General features: G+C 44.3%; 19 protein-coding genes and 1 pseudogene. 17 read left to right on the forward strand and 3 right to left on the reverse strand.

Features of this window, described 5'->3' with window-relative positions:
- Window positions 1-38 precede the first annotated feature (38 nt).
- The 5 genes and pseudogenes from A6K76_RS02805 to A6K76_RS02825 form a co-directional block, all read left to right on the forward strand.
- Window positions 39-779 (forward strand): annotated as a pseudogene (locus tag A6K76_RS02805) (AMP-binding enzyme); the annotation flags it as partial.
- Window positions 780-1,232: 453 nt separating this feature from the next.
- Window positions 1,233-2,246: a signal peptide peptidase SppA gene (sppA, locus tag A6K76_RS02810; RefSeq protein WP_066461882.1), complete on the forward strand. Its 1,014-nt coding sequence runs from the start codon at window positions 1,233-1,235 to the stop codon at window positions 2,244-2,246.
- A 14-nt stretch (window positions 2,247-2,260) separates the two neighbouring features.
- Complete coding sequence (locus A6K76_RS02815) at window positions 2,261-2,836, forward strand: RDD family protein (RefSeq protein ID WP_066461883.1); 576 nt, start codon at window positions 2,261-2,263, stop codon at window positions 2,834-2,836.
- 141 nt (window positions 2,837-2,977) lie between these two features.
- A complete protein-coding gene (tpx, locus tag A6K76_RS02820; protein ID WP_066461884.1) occupies window positions 2,978-3,481 on the forward strand; it encodes a thiol peroxidase in 504 nt (167 codons plus the stop codon).
- Between the two features lie 370 nt (window positions 3,482-3,851).
- Window positions 3,852-4,775, forward strand: a complete 924-nt coding sequence (locus A6K76_RS02825; protein WP_066461885.1) for a class I SAM-dependent methyltransferase — start codon at window positions 3,852-3,854, stop codon at window positions 4,773-4,775.
- A 51-nt stretch (window positions 4,776-4,826) separates the two neighbouring features.
- Here the strand turns inward: A6K76_RS02825 and A6K76_RS02830 are convergent, their stop codons facing one another.
- Both A6K76_RS02830 and A6K76_RS02835 read right to left on the reverse strand, forming a co-directional pair.
- On the reverse strand, window positions 4,827-5,273 hold the full coding sequence (locus A6K76_RS02830) for a universal stress protein (protein ID WP_066461886.1): 447 nt from the start codon (window positions 5,271-5,273) through the stop codon (window positions 4,827-4,829).
- 277 nt (window positions 5,274-5,550) lie between these two features.
- Window positions 5,551-6,645, reverse strand: a complete 1,095-nt coding sequence (locus A6K76_RS02835) for a M24 family metallopeptidase (RefSeq protein WP_066461887.1) — start codon at window positions 6,643-6,645, stop codon at window positions 5,551-5,553.
- 160 nt (window positions 6,646-6,805) lie between these two features.
- On the opposite strand from A6K76_RS02835, the gene A6K76_RS02840 reads away from it, so the two are divergent.
- Together A6K76_RS02840 and A6K76_RS02845 are read left to right on the forward strand one after the other, a co-directional pair.
- Window positions 6,806-7,495, forward strand: a complete 690-nt coding sequence (locus tag A6K76_RS02840; protein WP_066461888.1) for a metal-dependent hydrolase — start codon at window positions 6,806-6,808, stop codon at window positions 7,493-7,495.
- 104 nt (window positions 7,496-7,599) lie between these two features.
- Window positions 7,600-8,907: a DRTGG domain-containing protein gene (locus A6K76_RS02845; protein WP_066461889.1), complete on the forward strand. Its 1,308-nt coding sequence runs from the start codon at window positions 7,600-7,602 to the stop codon at window positions 8,905-8,907.
- A 90-nt stretch (window positions 8,908-8,997) separates the two neighbouring features.
- On the opposite strand, the gene A6K76_RS02850 is transcribed toward A6K76_RS02845, so the two are convergent.
- Window positions 8,998-9,324, reverse strand: a complete 327-nt coding sequence (locus tag A6K76_RS02850; RefSeq protein WP_066461893.1) for a YtpI family protein — start codon at window positions 9,322-9,324, stop codon at window positions 8,998-9,000.
- Window positions 9,325-9,401: 77 nt separating this feature from the next.
- Between A6K76_RS02850 and A6K76_RS02855 the strand changes: the two genes are divergently transcribed.
- The 10 genes from A6K76_RS02855 to icd all read left to right on the forward strand — a co-directional run bounded on the left by A6K76_RS02855 (window position 9,402) and on the right by icd (window position 22,781).
- A complete protein-coding gene (locus A6K76_RS02855; protein WP_066461895.1) occupies window positions 9,402-10,352 on the forward strand; it encodes a DHH family phosphoesterase in 951 nt (316 codons plus the stop codon).
- A gap of 240 nt (window positions 10,353-10,592) precedes the next feature.
- Window positions 10,593-13,640 (forward strand): DNA polymerase III subunit alpha, encoded by a 3,048-nt coding sequence (dnaE, locus tag A6K76_RS02860; RefSeq protein ID WP_066461897.1) that lies wholly within the window; start codon window positions 10,593-10,595, stop codon window positions 13,638-13,640.
- Window positions 13,641-13,788: 148 nt separating this feature from the next.
- Entirely contained in the window at window positions 13,789-14,421 is a 633-nt protein-coding gene (locus tag A6K76_RS02865; protein ID WP_066461899.1) for a FadR/GntR family transcriptional regulator, read from the forward strand.
- A gap of 16 nt (window positions 14,422-14,437) precedes the next feature.
- Window positions 14,438-15,292, forward strand: a complete 855-nt coding sequence (accD, locus tag A6K76_RS02870; RefSeq protein ID WP_066461901.1) for an acetyl-CoA carboxylase, carboxyltransferase subunit beta — start codon at window positions 14,438-14,440, stop codon at window positions 15,290-15,292.
- Window positions 15,289-16,248: an acetyl-CoA carboxylase carboxyltransferase subunit alpha gene (locus A6K76_RS02875; RefSeq protein WP_066461904.1), complete on the forward strand. Its 960-nt coding sequence runs from the start codon at window positions 15,289-15,291 to the stop codon at window positions 16,246-16,248. The genes accD and A6K76_RS02875 overlap by 4 nt, the downstream gene beginning before the upstream one ends.
- A gap of 187 nt (window positions 16,249-16,435) precedes the next feature.
- Complete coding sequence (gene pfkA, locus A6K76_RS02880; RefSeq protein WP_066461906.1) at window positions 16,436-17,395, forward strand: 6-phosphofructokinase; 960 nt, start codon at window positions 16,436-16,438, stop codon at window positions 17,393-17,395.
- Window positions 17,396-17,418: 23 nt separating this feature from the next.
- Window positions 17,419-19,179: a pyruvate kinase gene (gene pyk / locus A6K76_RS02885; protein WP_066461908.1), complete on the forward strand. Its 1,761-nt coding sequence runs from the start codon at window positions 17,419-17,421 to the stop codon at window positions 19,177-19,179.
- A gap of 314 nt (window positions 19,180-19,493) precedes the next feature.
- Window positions 19,494-19,886 carry an FxsA family protein gene (locus A6K76_RS02890; protein ID WP_169817976.1) on the forward strand — a complete coding sequence of 131 codons (393 nt, stop codon included), beginning with the start codon at window positions 19,494-19,496 and terminating at the stop codon, window positions 19,884-19,886.
- Between the two features lie 400 nt (window positions 19,887-20,286).
- Window positions 20,287-21,402, forward strand: coding sequence for a citrate synthase (gene citZ / locus A6K76_RS02895; RefSeq protein WP_066461910.1), 1,116 nt, complete (start codon window positions 20,287-20,289; stop codon window positions 21,400-21,402).
- 113 nt (window positions 21,403-21,515) lie between these two features.
- Window positions 21,516-22,781: an NADP-dependent isocitrate dehydrogenase gene (gene icd / locus A6K76_RS02900; protein WP_066461912.1), complete on the forward strand. Its 1,266-nt coding sequence runs from the start codon at window positions 21,516-21,518 to the stop codon at window positions 22,779-22,781.
- Window positions 22,782-23,244 lie beyond the last annotated feature (463 nt).

The raw sequence follows: 23,244 nt of genomic DNA on the forward strand, positions 1-23,244 counted from the left end.
GACTTTGTTTGAAACTCTAATTTTCTTTCACCGTCTATATAGATAAGTATAACTTAACAAACTTACGCCAAGCTGTATCAGCGGGTGAGCCGTTAAATCGTGAAGTAATCGAAGTGTTTTTAAAGCATTTCAACTTACAAGTGCGTGATGGCTACGGGCAAACGGAAAATACGTTACTCGTTGGGACGATGGTTGGCATGGAGCCGCGCCCAGGATCAATGGGTAAACCGACACCAGGCAACTATGTTGAAGTCATTAACGAAGACGGTGAACCAGTGCAACCAGGTGAAGTAGGCGACATTGCCGTGCACGTTTCAACGCCAGCGTTATACAAAGGTTACTTAAAAGACCCAGAGCGTACGAGCATGCAATTCCGCGGCGAGTGGTATATTACAGGTGACCGCGCAACGAAAGATGAGGACGGCTACTTCTGGTTTGAAGGACGTGGCGATGACATTATCATTTCATCAGGCTACACAATCGGACCTTTTGAAGTAGAGGATGCGTTAACAAAGCACCCAGCTGTACGTGAATGTGCCGTTGTCGCGAGCCCAGACGAAATTCGCGGACATATCGTAAAAGCATTCATCGTGCTACGCGAGCCAGAAAATGCGAGCGACGAGCTAATTAAAGAGCTACAGCAGCACGTAAAAGATGTAACAGCGCCGTACAAATATCCACGAGCTGTTGAATTTATCGACGAGCTACCGAAAACAGCTTCAGGTAAAATTCGTCGCGTAGAGCTACGTCAGCAAGAATTTAAAAAAGTACAAGCATAATAAAAGTAGCTGTGTTAATCGTCGGTGGCGACGTTTAGCACAGCTTTTTTGTGCGCGACATCATAAACGTGACGTGTCAGGCTGCTTCTTTTTAGCAAGTTTGTTGATACGCCGTGTTTATGCAGCTGAATGGCTTGTTTTTAGTAGCATAAAGCGTGCGGCGAGACTCCTTACAGAACGAAATATCCCGTAAAGCGCGACGCAGAGCTTGAGGAAGGTGGTGAATGCCACACCTTCAGAACAAACATCGTGTTCGCCTCCGAGCTTTAGGAATTGATGTGCGACGAGTCATCGCAGGAGCACCGCGAGCCGCAATACGTGAAATGCCGGTTGAATGGCTAATTAACACGCGTGTCTTTTTAGTATAAATTTTGCATCGGCTACAGAAAAAAACGACGCGCAGTGAAACTTTTTGTTACACTAGAACGTAGAAACGGCTAAAGGAGTGAATTTATGAACATTAAACGATGGTTAGCGCTTGTTGGAGCAGTAGTGTTATTCGCTATTTCAATTGGTATGAACTCATTAGTAAGCATTGCATCAACAGATTGGGATGCGATATTTGATCCAAATGAGTTGCTCGGTTCGTCGCTTGCAGCAAATGAAGTGATGCTAGAAGAGGGGAATATGGAAGAGCGTATTGCAGTTGTGAAAGTAAATGGCACAATTCAAGACGTTGGCAGTGGCTCATTATTTACAGAAATTGAGTACGACCACCAATTTGTATTAAATCAACTTGCAGCAATTCAAGAGGATGAGACAGTAAAAGGTGTGTTATTACAAGTAGATACACCAGGTGGCGGCGTGTATGAATCACGTCAATTATATGATGCGATTATCGAATTAAAAGAAGCGCGTGATATGCCAATTTACGTGTCAATGGGTTCGATGGCGGCATCAGGTGGGTATTACATAGCGGCCCCAGCGGACAAAATTTATGCATATTCTGAAACGTGGACAGGTTCAATCGGGGTCATTATGCAAGGCATTAACTACGGTCAGCTAGCAGAAGATTACGGCATCGTCTTTGAAACGTTAAAATCAGGTCCGTACAAAGACATTATGAGTTCGACGCGTCCGATGAGCAATGAAGAGCGTGCGATTATGCAAACGCTTGTTGATGAGGCGTACGACGAGTTCGTTAACGTTATCGCAGCAGGTCGTGGCATGACAGATGCAGAAGTGCGTCAAATTGGCGACGGCCGTATTTACACAGCGAAGCAAGCTGTAGAAAATGGTTTAGTCGATGCAATCGGTGATGAGGAAGCGGCGTTACAAGCATTGCGTAAAGATTTTGATTTAGAAAAAGCAGAAGTATTTGAATACGGTTACGCAGATGCAACGTGGAGTGTATTAATGTCTGCAAAAGCAGCAGAGTTCTTTGGTCCATCAGCAGAAGAGCGTGTGTTAAACAAGCTATTATCTGACTACGAAGCGCCGCGTGCGATGTATTTATACGGTGAATAAGGGGGCGAGCGAGCATGTCTGAATTTCATGATGAACAGCAATTGCCACAGCCACAAACACCAGAGGACATTTTATTAGCACCGCGTCCGCAAGCGAAGGAAATGGTGATGGAAACGAAAACAGCAGGCTTTTGGATGCGTTTTTGGGCATATATGATCGATTTGCTCGTAATTGGTGCGGTAACGTCGATTGTCATTAAACCGGTGTTTTACTTGCTCGATGCAAGGGCGGAACAATACGCTTGGTATGCACCGTTTACAATTATTTCAGCGATTATTTTTTACGGCTACTTCGTATGTATGACGAAATATCTTGGTCAAACAGTTGGCAAAATGATTTTCGGTTTACGTGTCATTGCTGATGATGGTGGAGAGCTTACGTGGAGTGCGGTCGTATTCCGTGAATGGATCGGTCGCTTCATCTGTGTGAAAACAGTCATTTTTTACGTGCTTGTTGCCGTTGTACCGAACAACAAAGGCTTGCATGATTTGATCGCAGATACAGTTGTTATTCATGAAGGTACGTTTTTACGTAAAGAAAAAGAGGAGCAACCGGTATGGAAAAATGAGCCGGTTGAGCCGACGATGTAATACGATACGAGGTGATAGGAGGCGATGCTTCTTTATCACCTCGTTTTAAGTTTTCGCATCTTTTCACTATGCTTTAGTTGCATAAGCGCGTCGATGTTTAGTAAGATGAAACTAACCCAAATTTAGGAGGCGGAATGATTCATGGCAAACATTACATTCAAAAACGGTCCAGTTACATTATTAGGCACAGAAGTAAAGGTTGGCGACAAAGCACCAAACTTCACAGTGTTAGCAAACGACTTATCACCAGTAACATTAGAAAACTCAGCTGGTAAAGTACGTTTAATTTCAGTTGTTCCATCAATCGACACAGGTGTATGCGATCAACAAACACGTAAATTTAACGAAGCAGCAGCAGAGCTAGGCGAAAACGTAGTCATCTTAACAGTATCAGTTGACTTACCATTCGCACAAAAGCGTTGGTGTGCAGCAGCTGGCATCGAAAACGTACAAACAGTTTCTGACCACCGCGACCTTTCATTCGGACAAGCTTACGGCGTAGCAATCGAAGAATTACGTTTATTAGCACGTGCTATTTTCGTTGTAGACGCTGAAGGTACCGTTACATATGTTGAGTATGTATCAGAAGCGACAAACCACCCAGACTACGAAGCGGCAATCGCAGCAGTAAAAGCGTTAGTATAATTTAAACGTGTTATGTTGATTAGCCCTTTTTACACAGTGGTATCGAGATTTTCAATATTTAATTGGAATAGCGAACGCAATGTAGCTGGCCGCGTGAAGCAAACAGCCGAGTCATTGGCTAATCAACATATATACAAGGTGATTGAAATTTAGAATGTGAACGAGGCTCGAAGCCACGCCCGCGGAAAGCCTGCCTCGATGTGGAGAGCCGACGAACAAAATGCTAAAATACATTCACCGTCTATATATATGTAATCTAACACACGAACGATTCACCATCTCGGCATTGACTGAGGTGGTGAATTTTGTTTTGTATTCATTCGTACAGTTGTTATAATGAACAAATGCGACAATGGAAAGGACGTTTCAAATGGAAAACTTCGAGCAATTATTTTCGATTTTAAATACAGAGGCACAAAAGGAAACAGAGGGCACATATTTAGAAGGGCTACTCGTAGCGCTTGAAAAATGGTTAGACGGCGATTTACACGTCGATGTACACAACTTATCAAAGGAAGAAATTCGTAAAGCGATTCAAATCGCCATTTTAAAAGGAATGCGTGAAGGTACGCAGCCGAACCATCAAATGACACCAGACACATTTGGTTTTTTATTGTCATTTTTTGTCGAGCAGTCATTTGAGGAGCAGCTACAAGCGGGGCAGTCATTAAACGTGACGGATTTAGCAGTCGGTACAGGCAATTTATTGTATGCGCTTATGAATGCGTTTGATGGGAAAATTGAGGCGACGGGCGTTGAAGTGGACGAGTTACTTATTCAGCTTGCGGCGGCGACAGCAAATTTACTCGAGCAGCCAGTGGAGCTTCACCACCAAGATGCGCTGAAGGATTTACTCATTGATCCAGCCGATGCGATCGTATGCGACGTACCGTATGGCTATTATCCGAACGAGGAAGTGGCGCTTGATTATGAACTATGTGCACCAGAAGGCATGAGCTATGCGCATCATTTATTTATCGAGCAGTCGGTGAACTACGTAAAAGAGGGCGGCTACATGTTTTTCTTAGTGCCAGCGACGTTGTTTGAATCCGAGCAAGCACAGCAACTGCACAAATATTTAAAGAAGCACGTATGGATTCAATCAGTTATTCAGCTGCCTGAAAATTTATTCACATCACGCGTGCATGAGAAGAGCATTTTAGTGCTACAAAAAAAATCAGCGACGATGCGTGCACCTAAGGAAGTATTGCTTGCGAAAGTGCCGAACATGCAAAATAAAGAAGCGCTTGCGATGTTCTTTGAGAAAGTGCGCATGTGGAAAGAAAATAAATAACGTAAAAAAGGTGTGCCATCGTCAAGTTGACGGTGACACACCTTTTTTTTATTAGTTTTCTGGAGTACGAACAACTAATACGTCACAAGTTGCAGAACGTACGATTGCTTCAGATACTGAACCGATTAAGAAACGCTCGATTGCATTTAAACCTGTAGCACCACAAACGATTAAGTCTGCATCTGTTAAGTTCGATAACTCGCGTGTAATGATTGTTTTTGGAGAACCGTGCTCAATTACAACTTTAACATCTGTAATGCCGTATTCTTCAGCTTGCTTTTTGTAATCAGCTAATAGTTCTTCAGAATGTGCTTGCGCGCGCTCAGCTACTGAACGATCGTATGCTTCGATTGCTGCGAAAGAACGAGTGTCGATTACGTTTACTAAGTGTAAAGCTGCTTCGTGACGTTTCGCCATTTCTTTTGCCTTTTTAAATGCATAGTTTGCTTCTTTTGAACCGTCTACTGCTACTACGATGTTGTTATATGATAGTGCCATTTCCCAACTACCCCCTTGAATATGTATACGTTAAGTATAACAAAAATACATATAAATGAAAGTGTTGATTTGTGAAAAACTAATGTTATTTGTGCGTAGTGTGTTGATATTGTTAGAAAAAGAGACGATTTTGTTTATCTGATGAATTTTATTATAATAATAAAACGATTTATTTGTTAATAAAATGATATGTGATTGTTGATTTTATAAGTTTATACAAAATATATAGTGTAAACAGAAAAGGCAATCGACAAATGTGTGTCAATCGCCTTATTTTTTAGCGGAATGGAACGATTTGGAGTGCTTTCGGGTAGTGCGTTAAAACTTCGACGCCATCTTTTGTCACAACGACGTCATCTTCAATGCGCACACCTGCGACATCGTCTTTATAAATGCCTGGCTCAATCGTAAATACAGTGCCTCGTTGTAACGCATAGTCATTTGCGCCGTTGATCGAAGGGAACTCATGAATCGAAATGCCAAGACCGTGACCGAGACGGTGCGTGAAATAGCGCCCGTAGCCTGCCTCTTCAATAATGTCGCGCGCGATTTTGTCCAGCTCCATCGCGCGGACGCCTGGCTTCACTGCCGCAATCGCCGCTTCGTTTGCACGCAGCACTGCATCGTACAGCTTAGCTTGAGCGTCCGTTACATCACCGAATGCGACCGTACGTGTAATATCTGAGCAGTACCCTTCATACACGACGCCTAAATCAAATAAAATCATGTCGCCGCGGCGAATTGGACGATTGCCTGGTGTGCCGTGTGGTGAAGCGGTTTTTTCACCGGCAAGCACCATCGTATCGAAGCTCATTGAATAGCCTTTCGCTTTTACAGCGGATTCGATGATGTTTAAGACGTCCATTTCAGTCCGTCCTTCCTGTAACGCATTGATGCCGACTTCAATTGCGTAATCAGCAAGCTTAGCCGCCTCGCGCATTTTTTGCAGCTCCTCTTCGTTTTTAATGACGCGCATGCTACTAAGCGTCGTATCGATTTCGGTAAATGCGGCATTAAAGCGTTGCTGCATTGCCTCAAAGCGTGAAACTGTTAAATGATCCTTCTCGATAGCGATCGTTTGTAGCGATACATTGCGTGCGTCACATGCTTTCTTTAGCACGTCCCACGCATTTTCTGTATCTTCATGCCCGACTGCCTCGAACGCCCAGCCTGCCGCATATACATCAGGCACTTCCATTTTCGGACAAATTAAAAAAGGCTCCGCTTGCTGGAAAATCATAATGCCGAGTAAACGTTCATGTGGATTGCTCGCAAAGTTAGACGTGTAAAATACGTTATGTGGTGTCGTAATGAACGCCGCGTCGATGTTGTGCTGTGTTAAATAGTGCTGTATGTTTTGTAATGGCTTCATGAAAACGCCTCCTGTAAATGAAAGTTATCGTCTATATTACGCTCTTTTTGCACAATGTACAAAAAAATGAAGGAAAAACGCTCAACATCTCGAATAGTAGTAATTAGCTTTTTCAGTTCACGCATTAAAGTGAACAGCTTATTTCAAAGGAGGAACAAACATGAACATCTCATACCATGGACATTCAGTAGTAAAAGTACAAATTGGAGACAAAACGATTTTAATTGACCCGTTTTTAACAGGCAATAGCTTAACGGATTTATCAGCAGATACGGAGCAGCCAGACGTGATTTTATTAACACACGGGCATAACGACCACGTAGGCGATACGGTAGCGCTTGCGGCGAAAAATGATGCAGTTGTCGTTGCACCAGTAGAAGCGGCGGATTATTTAAGCAAGCAAGGTGTAACAAATACAGTGCCACTTGGTCTAGGCGGCACATACGACTTAGGCTTTGCGAAAGTTAAATTTGTGCAAGCATTCCATAGCTCATCATACACAGATGAAGACGGTGTTGTACATTACATGGGTGTAGCAGGAGGTATTTTATTATTTGCAGAAGGGCTAACGATTTATCATGCAGGCGATACAGCATTGTTTGGCGATATGGAGCTGATCGGTCGCCGTCACCCAATTGACGTTGCATTTTTACCAATTGGAGGGCATTTCACGATGGATCCGGTCGATGCAGCACATGCTGTATCACTCATTAAGCCGAAGATTGCTGTACCAGTTCATTACGATACATTCCCGCCGATTAAAGTCGATGTAAACGATTTCGTGTCACACGTAAAAGACGCAAAAGTTCAAGTGTTGCAAGCGGGCGGGCAAGTACAGCTAAACGCATAGTGTAATGTAACAGCACCATCACTGTATCACCTTGTTTCTATATTTTGTCGAAATGTTATGGTACACTATACGAATGACGATACATGGAAAGATAGGTGAATACATTGTCTACGAAACACGAGAAAATTTTACAATACATTGAATCGCTACCGGTTGGAACGAAAATTTCGGTGCGCCAAATTGCTAAGGAAATGCAAGTAAGTGAGGGCACAGCATATCGCGCGATTAAAGAGGCAGAAAATAGCCGTTTAGTAAGCTCGATTGAACGTGTCGGCACAATTCGTATTGAGAAGAAGAAAAAGGAAAATATCGAACGTTTAACGTTTGCAGAAATTGTTAACATTGTCGATGGGCAAGTGCTCGGTGGACGAGACGGCTTGCATAAAACGCTGACGAAGTTTGTCATCGGTGCGATGCAGTTAGACGATATGATGCGCTATACGGATGCAGGAAGCTTACTCATTGTCGGCAACCGTGTGAAAGCACATCAGCTCGCACTAACAGCAGGTGCTGCCATTTTAGTAACGGGCGGCTTTGAAACGACCGAGGATAACAAGCGTCTTGCCGATGAGCTTAAGCTGCCAATCATTTCAACGAGCTACGATACGTTTACCGTTGCGACGATGATTAACCGCGCGATTTACGATCAGCTCATTAAAAAAGACATTTTACTTATTGAGGACATTTACGTGCCGCTTGAGGAGACGTCGATTTTACGTGCAGATGAAACGGTGCGTCACTTCCACGAGCAAAACGAGGCGACGACGCACGGTGCATACCCAGTCGTAACGCAAAACAACAAGCTTGTCGGCATGGTAACGGTGAAGGACGTGATCGGCAAAGCGAGCACCGAATCACTCGATAAAGTAATGACGAAAAATCCGATTGCCGGCTCGATGAAAACGTCTGTCGCATCGGCTGGGCATCGCATGATTTGGGAAGGCATCGATTTACTGCCAATCGTCGATGAAGACAATACGTTAAAAGGCGTTATTTCGCGTCAAGACGTGTTAAAGGCGCTTCAGCTTGCTCAGCGTCAGCCACATAACGGTGAGACGATTGACGACATCGTAAAAAACGAAATGAAAGTGCTTGGTGAGGACGATATTTTTGTCGAGTTTAAAGTAACGCCGCAAATGACGAACCAATACGGTGCCATTTCATACGGCGCGTTTACGACGTTGCTTGCAGAGGCAGGGGCATTTGCGTTAAAGCGTCATAAGCGTGGCGATGCGGTCGCTGAAAACTTAACGATTTATTTCATTAAGCCTGTGCAAATGGAGAGCCGACTAACAGTAAAGCCAGTCATTTTAGACATGTCACGTAAGTTTGTGAAAATGGACTTTGAGGTATACAACAAGCAAACACTTGTCGGCAAAGCGATGATGACGTTCCAACTATTAGAGCGCTAATGAACACGAGTGCGAGTGGTGCGATCACTTGCACTTCTTTTGTCACAAAAAAGCGTGTGAAAAGCCGAAATGACTTTCACACGCATTCTTTTATGATTGGGCTTGCTCATATAGCTGGCGTTCTTCAGCGACAAACGCACTGTAATGTTTCGCGCGCTTACGATTTTCGTACGCAACAAGTGCGCCAAGTGCGATAAAAATACCGCCGACGATGTATGTCACCCAGTCTGGAAACAGCACGAGCTGATTCACACCGAACGTCAAAATGAAAATGCCTAAGCAGACGTTCGCTTTTGCTTTATACCATTTATGGCGAATTTCTAAAGCAGCAGGTGTGCGAAGCTGCTTCGTTTTATTGTATAAATAAAACATAAGCGCAACGACGATAATGAAAACACAAATGAAATTAAAATACATACATGCCCTCCTTCGAGCGAATTACTATCATTGTATAAGTTTTAGAAGAAAAAGGCAATTTGGAGGAAACTAAAAAGATGAAGCAGCAAATTATCGAAAAAATCAAACAATACGATACGATTATTATTCACCGCCACGTTCGTCCAGACCCAGATGCATACGGTTCACAGCACGGTTTAAAAACGCTTATTCAAGCAAACTTTCCAAACAAAAATGTATACGCAGTTGGACAGCACGACGATTCATTAACGTTTATGGCAATACCTGATACGGTGGATGATGAAACGTATAAGGGGGCGCTTGTCATCGTAACGGATACAGCGAATACAGACCGCGTAGACGACCAACGTTACACGAACGGCGACTTTTTAATTAAAATCGATCATCATCCAAATGACGATCAATACGGCGACATGCTGTGGGTTGATACGACGTCAAGCTCTTGCAGCGAAATGATTTATGAGCTATTTGAAGCAGCGCGTGAGCTAGAGGGCTGGGTGTTAAGCGACCGTTCAGCAAGCTTATTATTCTCAGGTATCGTTGGCGACACAGGACGCTTCATGTTCCCATCAACGACGTTAAAAACGTTCCGCACAGCAGGCGACTTAGTCGAGTATAACTTTGACCGTAACGAAATTTTCAACGGCATGTACGAAATGGATCGCAAGCTGCTCAATTTACAAGGCTATTTATACCAAAACTTCGAAATTGACGAGCTCGGTGCTGCGTACGTACGTTTATCAAAGGAAGTGTTAGCGCAGTTTGACGCGACCGCTTCAGAGGCGTCGTTACTTGTAAGCTCACTTGGCAACGTTAAAGGCATTACAGCGTGGGTTATTTTCATTGAAGAGGGCGAATCCATTCGCGTGCGCCTACGTTCAAAAGGTCCAATCATTAACACGCTAGCGAAGGAATTTAACGGTGGTGGGCATCCGCTCGCTTCAGGTGCAACAGCGTATTCATGGGAAGAAGCAGACCGCGTCATCGCTCGTTTACAGGAAGTTGTACGCGATTATAAACAACAATAAGTGTGTTGAATAGCCTTTTTATACGATGAAATCCATTGTTTTGAGCAACAAAATGGATTTCACGTCGCATGTTAGTGGCAGTGCGTGTGCGGCGAGACTTCTAGGGAAAAAGCTCGTGCTTCATGACCAACATCGTGTTCGTCGCCGAGCCCGAGAAACGCGAGCCGCAATACGCGTTTGCCAGTTGACTGTCTACTCAATAACTTTGAAATAAAAATAAAACAATAGGAGGCGTTTTGTATGGTGGCATACCCACAACTGAGAACGAGTGCGGATTTACTACAAAGCACAATTCGCCTTGAACAATGTGTACAATTTTTACAGCAACAAAAGGCAGAAGCTTGTGCAATCGTCAATTCGACGCTATACGGGCTAATGCCTTTTTGGCGTTCGATGCAGCAAGCGAGTATTCACGCAGTCGTCGGCTTACGTGTTGACGTAGCAGTAGATGATACTATTATGCCGCTTGTGTTATATGCGAAGGCGAATGACGGCTATCAAGCGATTGTGAAAATTTCAAGTGCAGTATCAACGCGAGCAGATCATGTGTTGCCACTCAAATGGCTGCAGGCGTATCAGCATGGCACGATTGCGATGATACCGTACGCAGAAGGCTTTATTGAGCAGCAAACAGTTGAGGCGTTTCAGCAGATTTATACACAACAAACGTATATCGGTATTAGTCGACCAAACGGCGTCCGCCACATTACTGAGGAGCGCACCGTATTATTAGCAGAGGCACTAAGCATGCCGATTATTGCGACACAAGAAAATCGTTACGTGCAGCCGGAGCAATTTTTTGCGTATACAGTTGCGCAGGCGATTCAAACAGGCATTAAGCTCATTGATGAAGAAACGTACGCACAGCCAGAGCATTTTATGCCGACCGCGCAGCAATGGCATGACGCATTTCGTGACGTGCCGCATTGGCTAGAAGCAGCGAGTGCGATGCTTCTAAGCTGTCACGTGACGATGCCAGAAAAAGCGCTTATGCTACCACAATATCCACTTGCAGACGGTGTCAAAGCGGACGAGGCACTTCGCGAGCTGGCGTATGCCGGTTTAGCGAAGCGTTTACCGGAGGCGACTGATGCGTACAGCGAGCGACTAAATTACGAGCTCGGTATCATCGCACAAATGAACTATAGCGATTACTTTTTAATTGTTGCAGACTTTATGCGCTATGCACGCGAGCACAACATTTTAACAGGGCCTGGGCGTGGTTCATCGGCAAGTTCGCTCGTTGCGTATACGACGTTTATTACCGACGTCGATCCGCTGCAATACGACCTAGTGTTTGAGCGCTTTTTAAACCCAGAGCGTGTGACGATGCCAGACATTGATATTGATTTCGTTGATACGAAGCGTACCGACGTCATTCAATACGTCGCACAAAAATACGGCGCGCAGCACGTCGCACAAATTATTACGTTCGGTACGTTATCAGCGAAGGCGGTCGCTCGTGACGTTGCGCGCATGTTTAACTTTCCACCAGATATGCTCGATGCGATTTCAAAAGCGATTCCGAATAAAAACGGTGTGACGTTAGACGAGGCGTATGCGCAGTCACCGGCGTTGCAGCAGCTCGTTCATATGAGCCCGCGTCATGAGCAATGGTTCGCCGTCGCAAAGGAGCTAGAAGGTTTGCCGCGTAACGCGTCGACGCATGCAGCTGGTGTCGTGCTAAGCCCGAAGCCGCTTGTGGACGTCATTCCAGTTGAGCAAGGGCATGACGGTGTTTATTTAACGCAATGGCCGATGCAGGAAGTCGAAGCGGTCGGGCTGTTAAAGATAGACTTTTTAGGTTTGCGGAATTTAACAATTTTAGAAACGATTCGCCGTTCGATTTATTATTCACATGGGCGCATGCTCGATTTTGAGAAAATTCCACTTCATAACGAGGCGACGTTTGCACTATTACAGCGCGGCGATACGAGCGGTATTTTCCAACTTGAATCAGCAGGTATGAAAGAGGCGCTGCGTCAAATTTGCCCGACGCATTTTTTAGACGTCGTGGCAGTTAACGCGCTCTATCGTCCCGGCCCGATGGATTTCATTCCGAGCTATGCAAGACGAAAGCACGGTGAGGAAGCGGTCGTCATGCCACATGAGGCGCTACGTCCGATTTTACAAGAAACGTACGGCGTCATCATTTACCAAGAGCAAATTTTAAAAATTGCGGCGGTGATGGCAGGCTTTACGTACGGCGAGGCGGATTTACTGCGCCGTGCGATTAGTAAAAAGAACGAGACGGTATTAAAGGAGCAGCGCGGCAAGTTCGTGAGCGGTGCGATCGCTAAAGGGTTTGACGAGGCGACTGCGCGTGACGTGTATGCGTTAATTGAGCGCTTTGCTGATTACGGATTCCCGAAAAGTCATGCGGTGGCGTACAGCTACATTTCGTATTATTTAGCGTATTTAAAGGCGAACTTCCCAGCGAACTTTTATGCGGCGCTTTGTACGAGCAGCATCGGCAATCAAGAGCGCTTGCATCAATATATACAGGAAGCGAAGGAGCGCGGCATCGTCGTGTTACCGCCGTCGTTGCATAAAAGCCAGCGTATTTTTACGGTTGAAAACGAGGCAATTCGCTACGGTTTATCGGCGATCAAAGGTGTACCGCAGCCATTTTTAGCACAGCTTATGACGGTGCGTAAACAAAAGGGCACGCCGTTTACGAGCATGTACGAGCTAGCGATTTATTTATCGGCGAAGCATTTTACGCAAAAGCATATTGAGCCGCTTATTAAAGCTGGAGCATTCGATGATTTCGAGCATGATCGTGCGACGCTGCTTGCGACGATGAACGGAGCAATGCAGCATGCGTCATTGTATCGACCAGACGATGCAACGCCGATAAACGAAAATGTCGCAAGCATGCGCTTAAAATATACGAAAGTACCACCTTTATCGATGAAGGACGTGCTACAGCATGAAAAGGAAGCGCTCGGCTTTTACGTGTCGGCACATCCAGTCGAGCAGCTTGCACCAGAGAATTTGCAAGGACGCACAACGATGCTACAAATTACAACGATACAAGATGGCGCATGCGTCAAAGTTGTCGGCGCAATCGAGGATATTCGTTTGTTGCGCACGAAAAAAGGCGAGCAAATGGCATTCGTAACACTTGAGGACGAAACGGGCACGATCAGCTGCACCATTTTCCCACAGCTATTTGCGCACGTAGGTCAAACGTTAACGAGCGGTCAACTCGTCGTAGCAGAAGGGCAAATTGAAGTTCGTTTCGGTAAGCGTCAGCTAAAGACGAAAGCTTTGCATCACCTATAATAATGGAAAAGGGCGATCTCGCATTTTATGAGGTTGCCCTTTTCGCTTTACAACGGAAAAAAAGTTCGATACACTACTAAAGGAAAAATGGTCATACCACTTTTTATTTTTTTACGAAAAAGTGGTCATACCAATTGAGGTGATCGTCATGACAACAGAGCAACAACCGAAGCGCTTTGTCGAGCTCGTTACACAGCTGCGCCACATAATCGACGAGGATCGCATTCAGCCAGGCGACAAATTACCGTCTGAGCGCGTGTTAGCGGAGCGGCTTAGCGTATCGCGTTCAGCGGTGCGTGAGGCGCTGCGCAGCTTAGAGTTACTCGGCTTAATTGAAACACGTCACGGGGGTGGCACGTTTTTAACGGCATTTCAGCAGCATCAGCTAGTCGAAGTGTTATCGATGTTCATTTTGCAGACGAATCAGCAGCATGAGGACGTGCTCGCAACGAAAAAAATGCATGAGCGTGAAGCCATTTTGCTCATTACGTCGTCCAAGCAGCTGCGTGCGTTGCCGGTATGGGACAGTTACTTTCAGCAGCTAGAGCTAGAAGGGAGCATTGAACGATTACAATTTATTCAAGAGCTCATCGTCACATCGGGCAACCGACTTAGTTTAAAAATTTGGCGACAGCTCGTAGCATACAGCAATGAGCAGCATACACGAACGAGCGCAGAGGAAAAGCGACCGATTCAAATGTTATTAAAGGCGATGCAGCTCGGCTACACAGTCGAAGCAACAGTCGCTTATAACGAATGGGGAGACGTTCGCTTTCATTAACAAGGGGGAATAACGTATGGCGATTTTTCGTGATTTATTAACAAAGCGAAAACGTAAGCATGATAGTAAAGAGGAACTAATTGTACCAGAGGGCATGATGACAAAATGTGAAGATTGTCGTCACATTCAATATACAAAAGAGCTACAGCAAAATGGGAAAGTGTGCGTCAAATGTGGACATCATTTAAAAATGACAGCCGATGAGCGCATTGCGTACATATTTGACGAAGGTGCATTTGAGGAGCTAGATGCGCATTTACAAACGACGAATCCGCTTAACTTCCCGCATTACGTTGAGAAAGTGCAAGTGGACGTTGAAAAAACGGGCATGAACGAGGCAGTTAAAACGGGCGTGACGACGATTGACGGTCAGCGAGTTGTTGTCGCGGTTATGGACGCACATTTCCGCATGGGCTCAATGGGTTCGGTCGTTGGCGAAAAAATTACGCGCGCTGTTGAGCATGCGACAAAGCTGCGCGTGCCGTTCATTATTTTTACGGCAAGTGGCGGAGCACGAATGCAAGAAGGCGTGCTGTCGCTTATGCAAATGGCGAAAGTTAGCGTGGCACTTGCACAGCATGCTGCACAAAAGTTGTTGTTTATTTCGGTATTAACACATCCGACAACTGGTGGTGTATCGGCAAGCTTTGCATCGGTCGGCGACATTAATATCGCTGAGCCAAAAGCGTTAATTGGATTTGCAGGTCGACGCGTAATTGAGCAAACAGTGCGCGAAAAGTTACCGGCGAATTTTCAAACAGCGGAATTTTTACTAGAGCACGGACAACTTGATGCAGTTATTCATCGACACGACTTACGTAAGCAGCTGAGCTTACTTATTCAACTGCATGTAGGAGGCGAAAAGCAATGACAAAGTTATTACCGTTTGAGCAGCCAGTCGAGCAGCTGCGTACAAAGATTGAGGAATTAAAGCGCGCAACAGAAGATGCCGACATCGACATGTCAGCTGAAGTGCAGCGTTTAGAAGATAAGTTACATGAGGTTGAAACGGCGGTGTATACGAACATTTCTGCGTGGAACCGCGTACAAATTGCGCGTCACCCAGAGCGACCGACGACGTTGTTTTACATTGAAGCATTATGTGATGATTTCATTGAATTGCACGGCGACCGCTTATATGGAGACGATGCGGCAATCGTTGGCGGTATCGGCACAATCGATGGGCAAGCGTATACAATTATTGGGCATCAGCGTGGGCGCAATACGAAGGAAAATGTCAAGCGCAACTTCGGCATGCCGCATCCAGAAGGCTACCGGAAAGCGCTGCGCCTTATGAAGCAAGCTGAAAAGTTCAACCGTCCGATTTTATGTTTGATCGACACAAAAGGTGCATATCCTGGTAAAGCAGCCGAGGAGCGTGGTCAAAGCGAGGCGATTGCGCGCAATTTAGTCGAGATGGCTAGTCTTACAGTACCGATCGTTAGCATTGTAATCGGTGAAGGCGGAAGTGGTGGCGCGTTAGCACTCGGCGTTGCAAACAAAGTGTATATGCTTGAGCATGCGACGTATTCGGTTATTTCACCTGAGGGGGCTGCGTCGATTTTATGGAAGGACGCAAGCCGCGCACAGCAAGCAGCAGAGGCGATGCAAATTACAGCACCACATTTACTCGCACAAAACGTCATTGATGATATCGTGCCAGAAGTGTTAGGCGGGGCGCATAAAAATCCAACTGAGCAAGGGCGTATTATGAAGCAATTCGTCACTTCAGTTTTTGCAACATTCAAAGGAATGACGGTTGAACAGCTCGTGCAACAACGATATGAAAAATTTACGAAAATTGGGCGCTTTATAGAAAATGAATAACATGACGTAAGCGAATGGTGCTTTTTATCGTGTGAACAATTACGCGTCGAAAAATCATTCGTTTACGTCTTTTATATTTTCGGTTAAGTTATGTAAAAACAACTAGCCGGGTACTTACAAATGCCGCACTTTTCTGTTAATGTTGGTAATAGATATGTATGGAGTTCGTTGTTTGGGAGGCTTTAAAATGAAAAAAATAGCAGTTTTAACTAGTGGTGGCGACGCGCCTGGCATGAACGCAGCAATTCGTGCCGTTGTGCGTAAAGCGATTTATGAAGGGCTAGACGTTGTCGGCGTTGAACACGGCTACCAAGGAATTTTAGAGGAGCGCTTTCAACCGATGACGCTCGGCTCTGTCGGGGACATTATTCAGCGCGGTGGCACGATGCTTTATTCAGCACGTTACCCGCAGTTTAAGGAAGACGATGTGCAGCAACAGGCGATTGCGAACTTGAAAAAGCATGGCATTGATGGTCTCGTTGTCATTGGTGGAGATGGCTCTTATCGTGGTGCGATGTCGCTAACGGAAAAAGGCTTTCCGTGTGTCGGTATACCAGGAACGATCGATAATGATATTCCAGGAACAGAATATACGATCGGCTTTGATACAGCGCTTAATACGGTGATGTACTCAATCGACCGCATTCGCGATACAGCTACGTCGCACGAAAACTCGTTCATCGTTGAAGTAATGGGGCGCGATGCAGGTGATTTGGCGCTATGGGCAGGTGTTGCAGCAGGGGCAGAGGCAGTTATCATTCCAGAGGTCGATTTTAACATTGATCGATTGATACAGCGCTTAACGAAAAGTTCGATGCGTGGTAAAAAGCATAGCATAATGATTGTAGCAGAGGGCGTTATGTCTGGTCACGAGCTAGCAAAGCAGCTAAAGGAAAAGGCTCAAATTGAAACGCGTGTATCGGTGCTTGGACATATGCAGCGCGGTGGTTCGCCAACAGCGCGAGATCGTGTACTTGCAAGTCGATTCGGTGGGCGTGCAGTCGAGCTATTAATCGAAGGAAAAAGCGGTGTCGCAGTAGGCATTCGCAATCATTTACTTGTTGACTATCAACTATCAGAAGCATACGAAGGTAAGCATGAAGCGGATATCTCACTTTATGCATTAACTGAACAACTATCAATTTAACTATAATGGAGTGACATAATTTTATGAGAAAAACTAAAATCGTTTGTACAATCGGACCGGCAAGTGAAACACCAGAAACGCTAGAAAAATTAATCGAAGCTGGCATGAACGTTGCGCGTTTAAACTTTTCACACGGCACGCACGAGGAGCATGCACTGCGCATCGCGGCTATTCGTACAGTAGCAGAGAAGCTAGGTAAACATGTCGGCATTTTACTTGATACGAAAGGTCCTGAAATTCGTACACACAATATGGAAAATGGCGAAGTGCACTTTACGACAGGTCAAGTAGTCGACATTTCAATGACGGAAGTGCTTGGCACGAACGCAATGTTTTCTGTTACGTATGAAAAATTAATTGAAGACGTAGATCAAGGCTCAATCATTTTATTAGATGATGGATTAATCGAATTGCGCGTATTAGCGAAAGACGAAACGAACGGTTTAATTACGACGATTGTTGAAAATGCCGGCGTGTTAAAAAATAAAAAAGGTGTCAACGTGCCAAACGTTTCTGTGCAGCTTCCTGGTATTACAGAAAAAGATGCACAAGACATTTTATTCGGCATTGAGCAAGAAGTCGATTTCGTAGCAGCATCATTCGTGCGTCGTGCATCAGACGTGCTTGAAATCCGCGAGCTACTTGAGAAAAACGGCGGCGCGCACATTCAAATTATTCCAAAAATCGAAAACCAAGAAGGCGTTGACAATATCGATTCAATTATCGAAGTATCAGACGGCTTAATGGTTGCCCGTGGTGACTTAGGAGTAGAAATTCCAGCTGAAGAAGTGCCGCTTGTACAAAAGTCATTAATCGCAAAATGTAACCGTGCAGGTAAGCCGGTTATTACAGCGACACAAATGCTTGATTCAATGCAACGTAACCCACGTCCAACACGCGCTGAAGCATCAGACGTAGCAAACGCTATTTTTGACGGCACAGATGCGATCATGCTTTCAGGTGAAACGGCAGCAGGGCTTTACCCAGTAGAATCGGTGCAAACGATGCATAAAATTGCAGAGCGTGCAGAGCAGTCAATGAATTACCACGCGATCGTTTCAGCGCGCTGCAAAGAAACAGAAACGACGATGACGGATGCGATTTCACAATCTGTATCGTATACGGCACTTAATTTAAATGCAAAAGCGATTTTAGCACCGACAGAAAGCGGCAACACAGCGCGCATCATTTCGAAATACCGTCCAGGTCGCAGCATTATCGCAGTAACAGGATCAGTTCAAACTGCGCGTGCACTAACGCTTGTTTGGGGTGTCCGTCCAATCGCAACACACCGCGTAGAAACGACGGATGAAATTTTAGAGCTAGCAGTGGACGAGAGCTTACGTTATGGCTACGTAAACCACGGTGACGTTGTCGTTATTACAGCGGGCGTACCAGTTGGTGAAGCAGGCTCAACGAACTTAATGAAAGTACACGTAATCGGCGACTTATTAGCGCGTGGACAAGGCATCGGCAAATTAACAGTTGTCGGCAAAGCAGTCGTTGCACGCAATGCGGAAGAAGCATTAACGTATGACTTAGAAAACTGCGTATTAGTAACAATCGGTACAGACCGTGAAATGATGCCAGCGATCGAGCGTTGTGCAGGCATTATTACAGAAGAGGGTGGCTTAACGTCACATGCAGCAGTAGTTGGCTTAAGCCTAGGCATTCCAGTAATCGTTGGTGTAAAAGATGCAACGACGTTAATTAAGCAAGACCAAGAAATTACAGTAGATGCGGAAACCGGCGTAATTTACAAAGGACATGCAAGCGTACTATAAGTAAAAGAAAACGGCGACGTGCAATGGAGCATGCCGTCGTTTTTTCATTTTCACTTTATGTTCAGCACCGTGTTATTTTTAACTGCCTATGCAGTAGCTTGGCCAATAGCACGAGCCAAAAAGCGAATGTTTCTGGCGTCTTGAAACATTCAGTTGAAGCAATGTATGAAGAAAGCTTCAGATGAGCATAAAAGGCGAAAAACAAAAAAACCTTCATTGTTTCGTGAAACTTTTTTCACTATGCTACGTATGTAATAGTAGAATGTAATCGATGACACGACATGAATTGTAATTATATAGAAAGAAGGATGAGTATGTTGAAAAAATTAGGCGTTGCGTTAATTGGCGTAACGTTAGCAGAAATTTTATTGCTATTGTTGCTTGGGAACCAATTCGGAATTTTATGGACAGTGTTTATTATGCTTGCAACAGGGGCGCTCGGTGTGTATTTAGCAAAAAAAGAAGGCTTTCAAGCGGTTCGTAATTTACAGCAATCGCTCCAAAATGGTCAAGCGCCAGGACCGGCTGCGCTCAATGCAGCATGCGTGTTAATTGGAGCGGTCATTTTAATTTTGCCAGGCTTTTTAACGGACATTATTGGTTTGATTTTTGTTTTGCCATTCACGCGTAAATTTGTTCAAAAAATGATGTATAAATCGCTGCGAAAACAGATGAAAAATGCATCTGTTGTTATTGTACAGCGCTAAAAAGAGGCGTTCTGTTATAAACAGAGCGCCTTTTTTTATGAGCATGTAAAAATAGTGTAAGCGAAATGCGGTTTTTTCGACAAAAAAATGTTGCGAAAATTCGTCATACAATAAAAAAAGGGTATTGAAAAACAGCTCGTTCCTTTCAAAAATGCGTCTATAAACCGCTTTTGAGACGAAAAATAAAAATAGTTAGAAGTATTTTTATTCTCGAAAAAAATATAAAATCAATCGAAAAAACAGTTTTTTCATTAAAGTTAGTCAGGGCATTCACAAAGCCGTCAAAAATGATTATAATGTGAATGTAAGCGATTTATTTATCGGTTCATGAACAGAACAATTAGTACAGGTCAAGAGCAGTGACCGGCTAAATACAAACAGAAAAGGGAGAGATTATCCTATGTCAGCAACAAAAGGTTTAGAAGGAATTGTAGCTGCTGAGTCTAAAATCAGCTCAATCATCGACGACACATTAACTTACGTTGGTTACGGAATCGACGACTTAACAAACAACGCTTCTTTTGAAGAAGTAGTATTCTTACTTTGGAACACACGTTTACCAAACGCTACTGAATTAGCTGAATTAAAAGCTGAATTAGCAGCAAACATGGAAATCCCAGCGGCAATTACGGACTTATTTAAGTCTATGCCACTTAATACAGTTCACCCAATGGCTGCATTACGTACAGCTGTATCAATGCTTGGTGCATTTGACGAAGAAGCAGACGTAATGGAAGCAGAAGCTAACTACCGCAAAGCGATCCGCCTACAAGCGAAAATCGGTACAGTAGTAACTACTTTTGCTCGCGTACGTCAAGGCAAAGAGCCAATCGCTCCAAAACCAGAATTAGGCTATGCAGCTAACTTCTTATACATGTTAACAGGCGAAGAGCCAGAAGCTATCGCAATCGAAGCATTCGACAAAGCGTTAATTTTACACGCTGACCACGAATTAAACGCTTCTACATTCACTGCACGTGTATGTGTAGCTACATTATCAGACGTTTACTCAGGTGTTACTGCAGCAATCGGCGCATTAAAAGGCCCATTACACGGTGGCGCAAACGAGCAAGTTATGAAAATGTTAACTGAAATCGGTTCAATCGATAACGTTGAAGCTTGGGTACAAAACAAGTTAGACAACAAAGAAAAAATTATGGGCTTCGGTCACCGCGTATACCGTGGTGGAGACCCACGTGCACCACATTTACGTGTAATGTCTGAAAAGTTAACAAAATTAACTGGTAAGCCAGAATTATACGATATGTCAGTGAAAATCCACGACATGATCGTAGAACAAAAGAAATTACCAGCGAACGTTGACTTCTTCTCAGCATCAGTATATGACTCTTTAGGTATCGAGCATGACTTATTCACACCAATCTTTGCAGTATCTCGTACTTCAGGTTGGGTAGCTCACATTTTAGAGCAATATGCAAACAACCGCTTAATCCGTCCACGTGCTGAGTACGTTGGTCCAGATATGCAAACTTATGTGCCAGTAGCAGAGCGTTAATCTTTCCTACACATATAGCACAATTCAAAAAAATATGCTAAACTGTCTAGGACTGTTGTGAGAAATGTTCTCGCAAAGTCCTAGATTTACGATTATTAGGAGGCAATTTATCAATGACAAACGGCAAAATTGTAGTTGAAAACGGCGTATTAAACGTACCAAACAATCCAGTAATTCCTTTCATCGAGGGTGACGGAATTGGTCCAGATATCTGGGCAGCAGCTTCTCGCGTAATCGACGCGGCTGTAGAAAAAGCTTACAAAGGCGAAAAGAAAATTGAATGGTTAGAAGTTTTAGCTGGTGAAAAAGCATTCAACCAAACTGGCGAATGGTTACCACAAGAAACTTTAGACAAAATCAACGAATACTTAATCGCAATTAAAGGTCCTTTAACAACTCCAATCGGTGGCGGTATCCGTTCACTTAACGTAGCATTACGTCAAGAGTTAGATCTTTATGTTTGCTTACGTCCAGTACGTCACTTTGACGGTGTACCTTCACCAGTTAAACGTCCTGAAGATGTAAACATGGTTATCTTCCGTGAAAATACAGAAGATATCTACGCTGGTATCGAGTACAAAGCTGGTTCAGACGAGCAAAAGAAATTATTAGCGTTCTTACAAAATGAATTAGGTGTTAAAAACATCCGCTTCCCAGAAACTTCTGGTTTAGGGATCAAACCTGTATCTAAAGAAGGTACTGAGCGTTTAGTTCGTGCTGCAATCGAGTACGCAATCAAGCACAACCAACCAACAGTTACTTTAGTACACAAAGGTAACATCATGAAGTTCACTGAAGGTGGATTCAAACAATGGGGTTACGATGTAGCTGAAGCTGAATTCGGCGACAAAGTATTCACTTGGAACCAATACGATGCAATTAAAGCTGAAAAAGGTGAAGCTGCTGCTAACGAAGCACAAGCTGCTGCATTAGCTGAAGGCAAAATCTTAGTTAAAGATTCAATCGCTGATATTTTCTTACAACAAATTTTAACTCGTCCAAACGAGTTCGACGTTGTTGCTACAATGAACTTAAACGGTGACTACATCTCTGACGCATTAGCTGCTCAAGTTGGCGGTATCGGTATCGCTCCAGGCGCTAACATCAACTACTTAACTGGTCACGCTATTTTCGAAGCTACTCACGGTACTGCACCGAAGTATGCTGGTCAAGATAAAGTAAACCCATCTTCAGTATTATTATCAGGCGTATTAATGCTTGAGCACTTAGGATGGCAAGAAGCTGCGGACTTAATTACAAACTCTGTAGAGAAAACAATCTCTTCTAAGTATGTAACTTATGACTTCGCACGTTTAATGGATGGCGCTACAGAAGTTAAATGTTCTGAATTCGCTACTCGCTTAATCGAAAACTTCTAATATTCGTATTTAATATACTAATACAGTCTAGCGAAACCGCTCTCTTCCTCGGAAGGGAGCGGTTTTTTGATATTTTTTGCGGCGCGTTTAGCGAGTGAAAAATTTGTAATTAGGAATTTGGTTATACATATATAATGTAAGCACAAGCATGTTGATTAGCAGTTCGCGTAATACGGCTCGCTTTCCTGGGGCTCGGCGGCGAACACGATGTTTGTCATGAAGGTGGTGCCACATGGACGTGGCGTTCACCACCTTCCTCAAGCCTCCGCACCGCTCCTGCGTCGCGCTTTACGGGGTCTTGAGGCACGAGCTTTTCCCCAAGGAGTCTCGCCGTACGCTCCCTGCCACTGATATACAGCATTTATTTCAGCTGGGCTGCTAAAAATCATGAATTCCACTGTATAAAAAGGGCTAATCAACAGACTTGATGTAAGCACTATGTAAATTATGAAAGATTTCGTAA

It is taken from the genome of Caryophanon latum, assembly GCF_001700325.1.
In the GTDB taxonomy this organism is placed as follows: domain Bacteria; phylum Bacillota; class Bacilli; order Bacillales_A; family Planococcaceae; genus Caryophanon; species Caryophanon latum.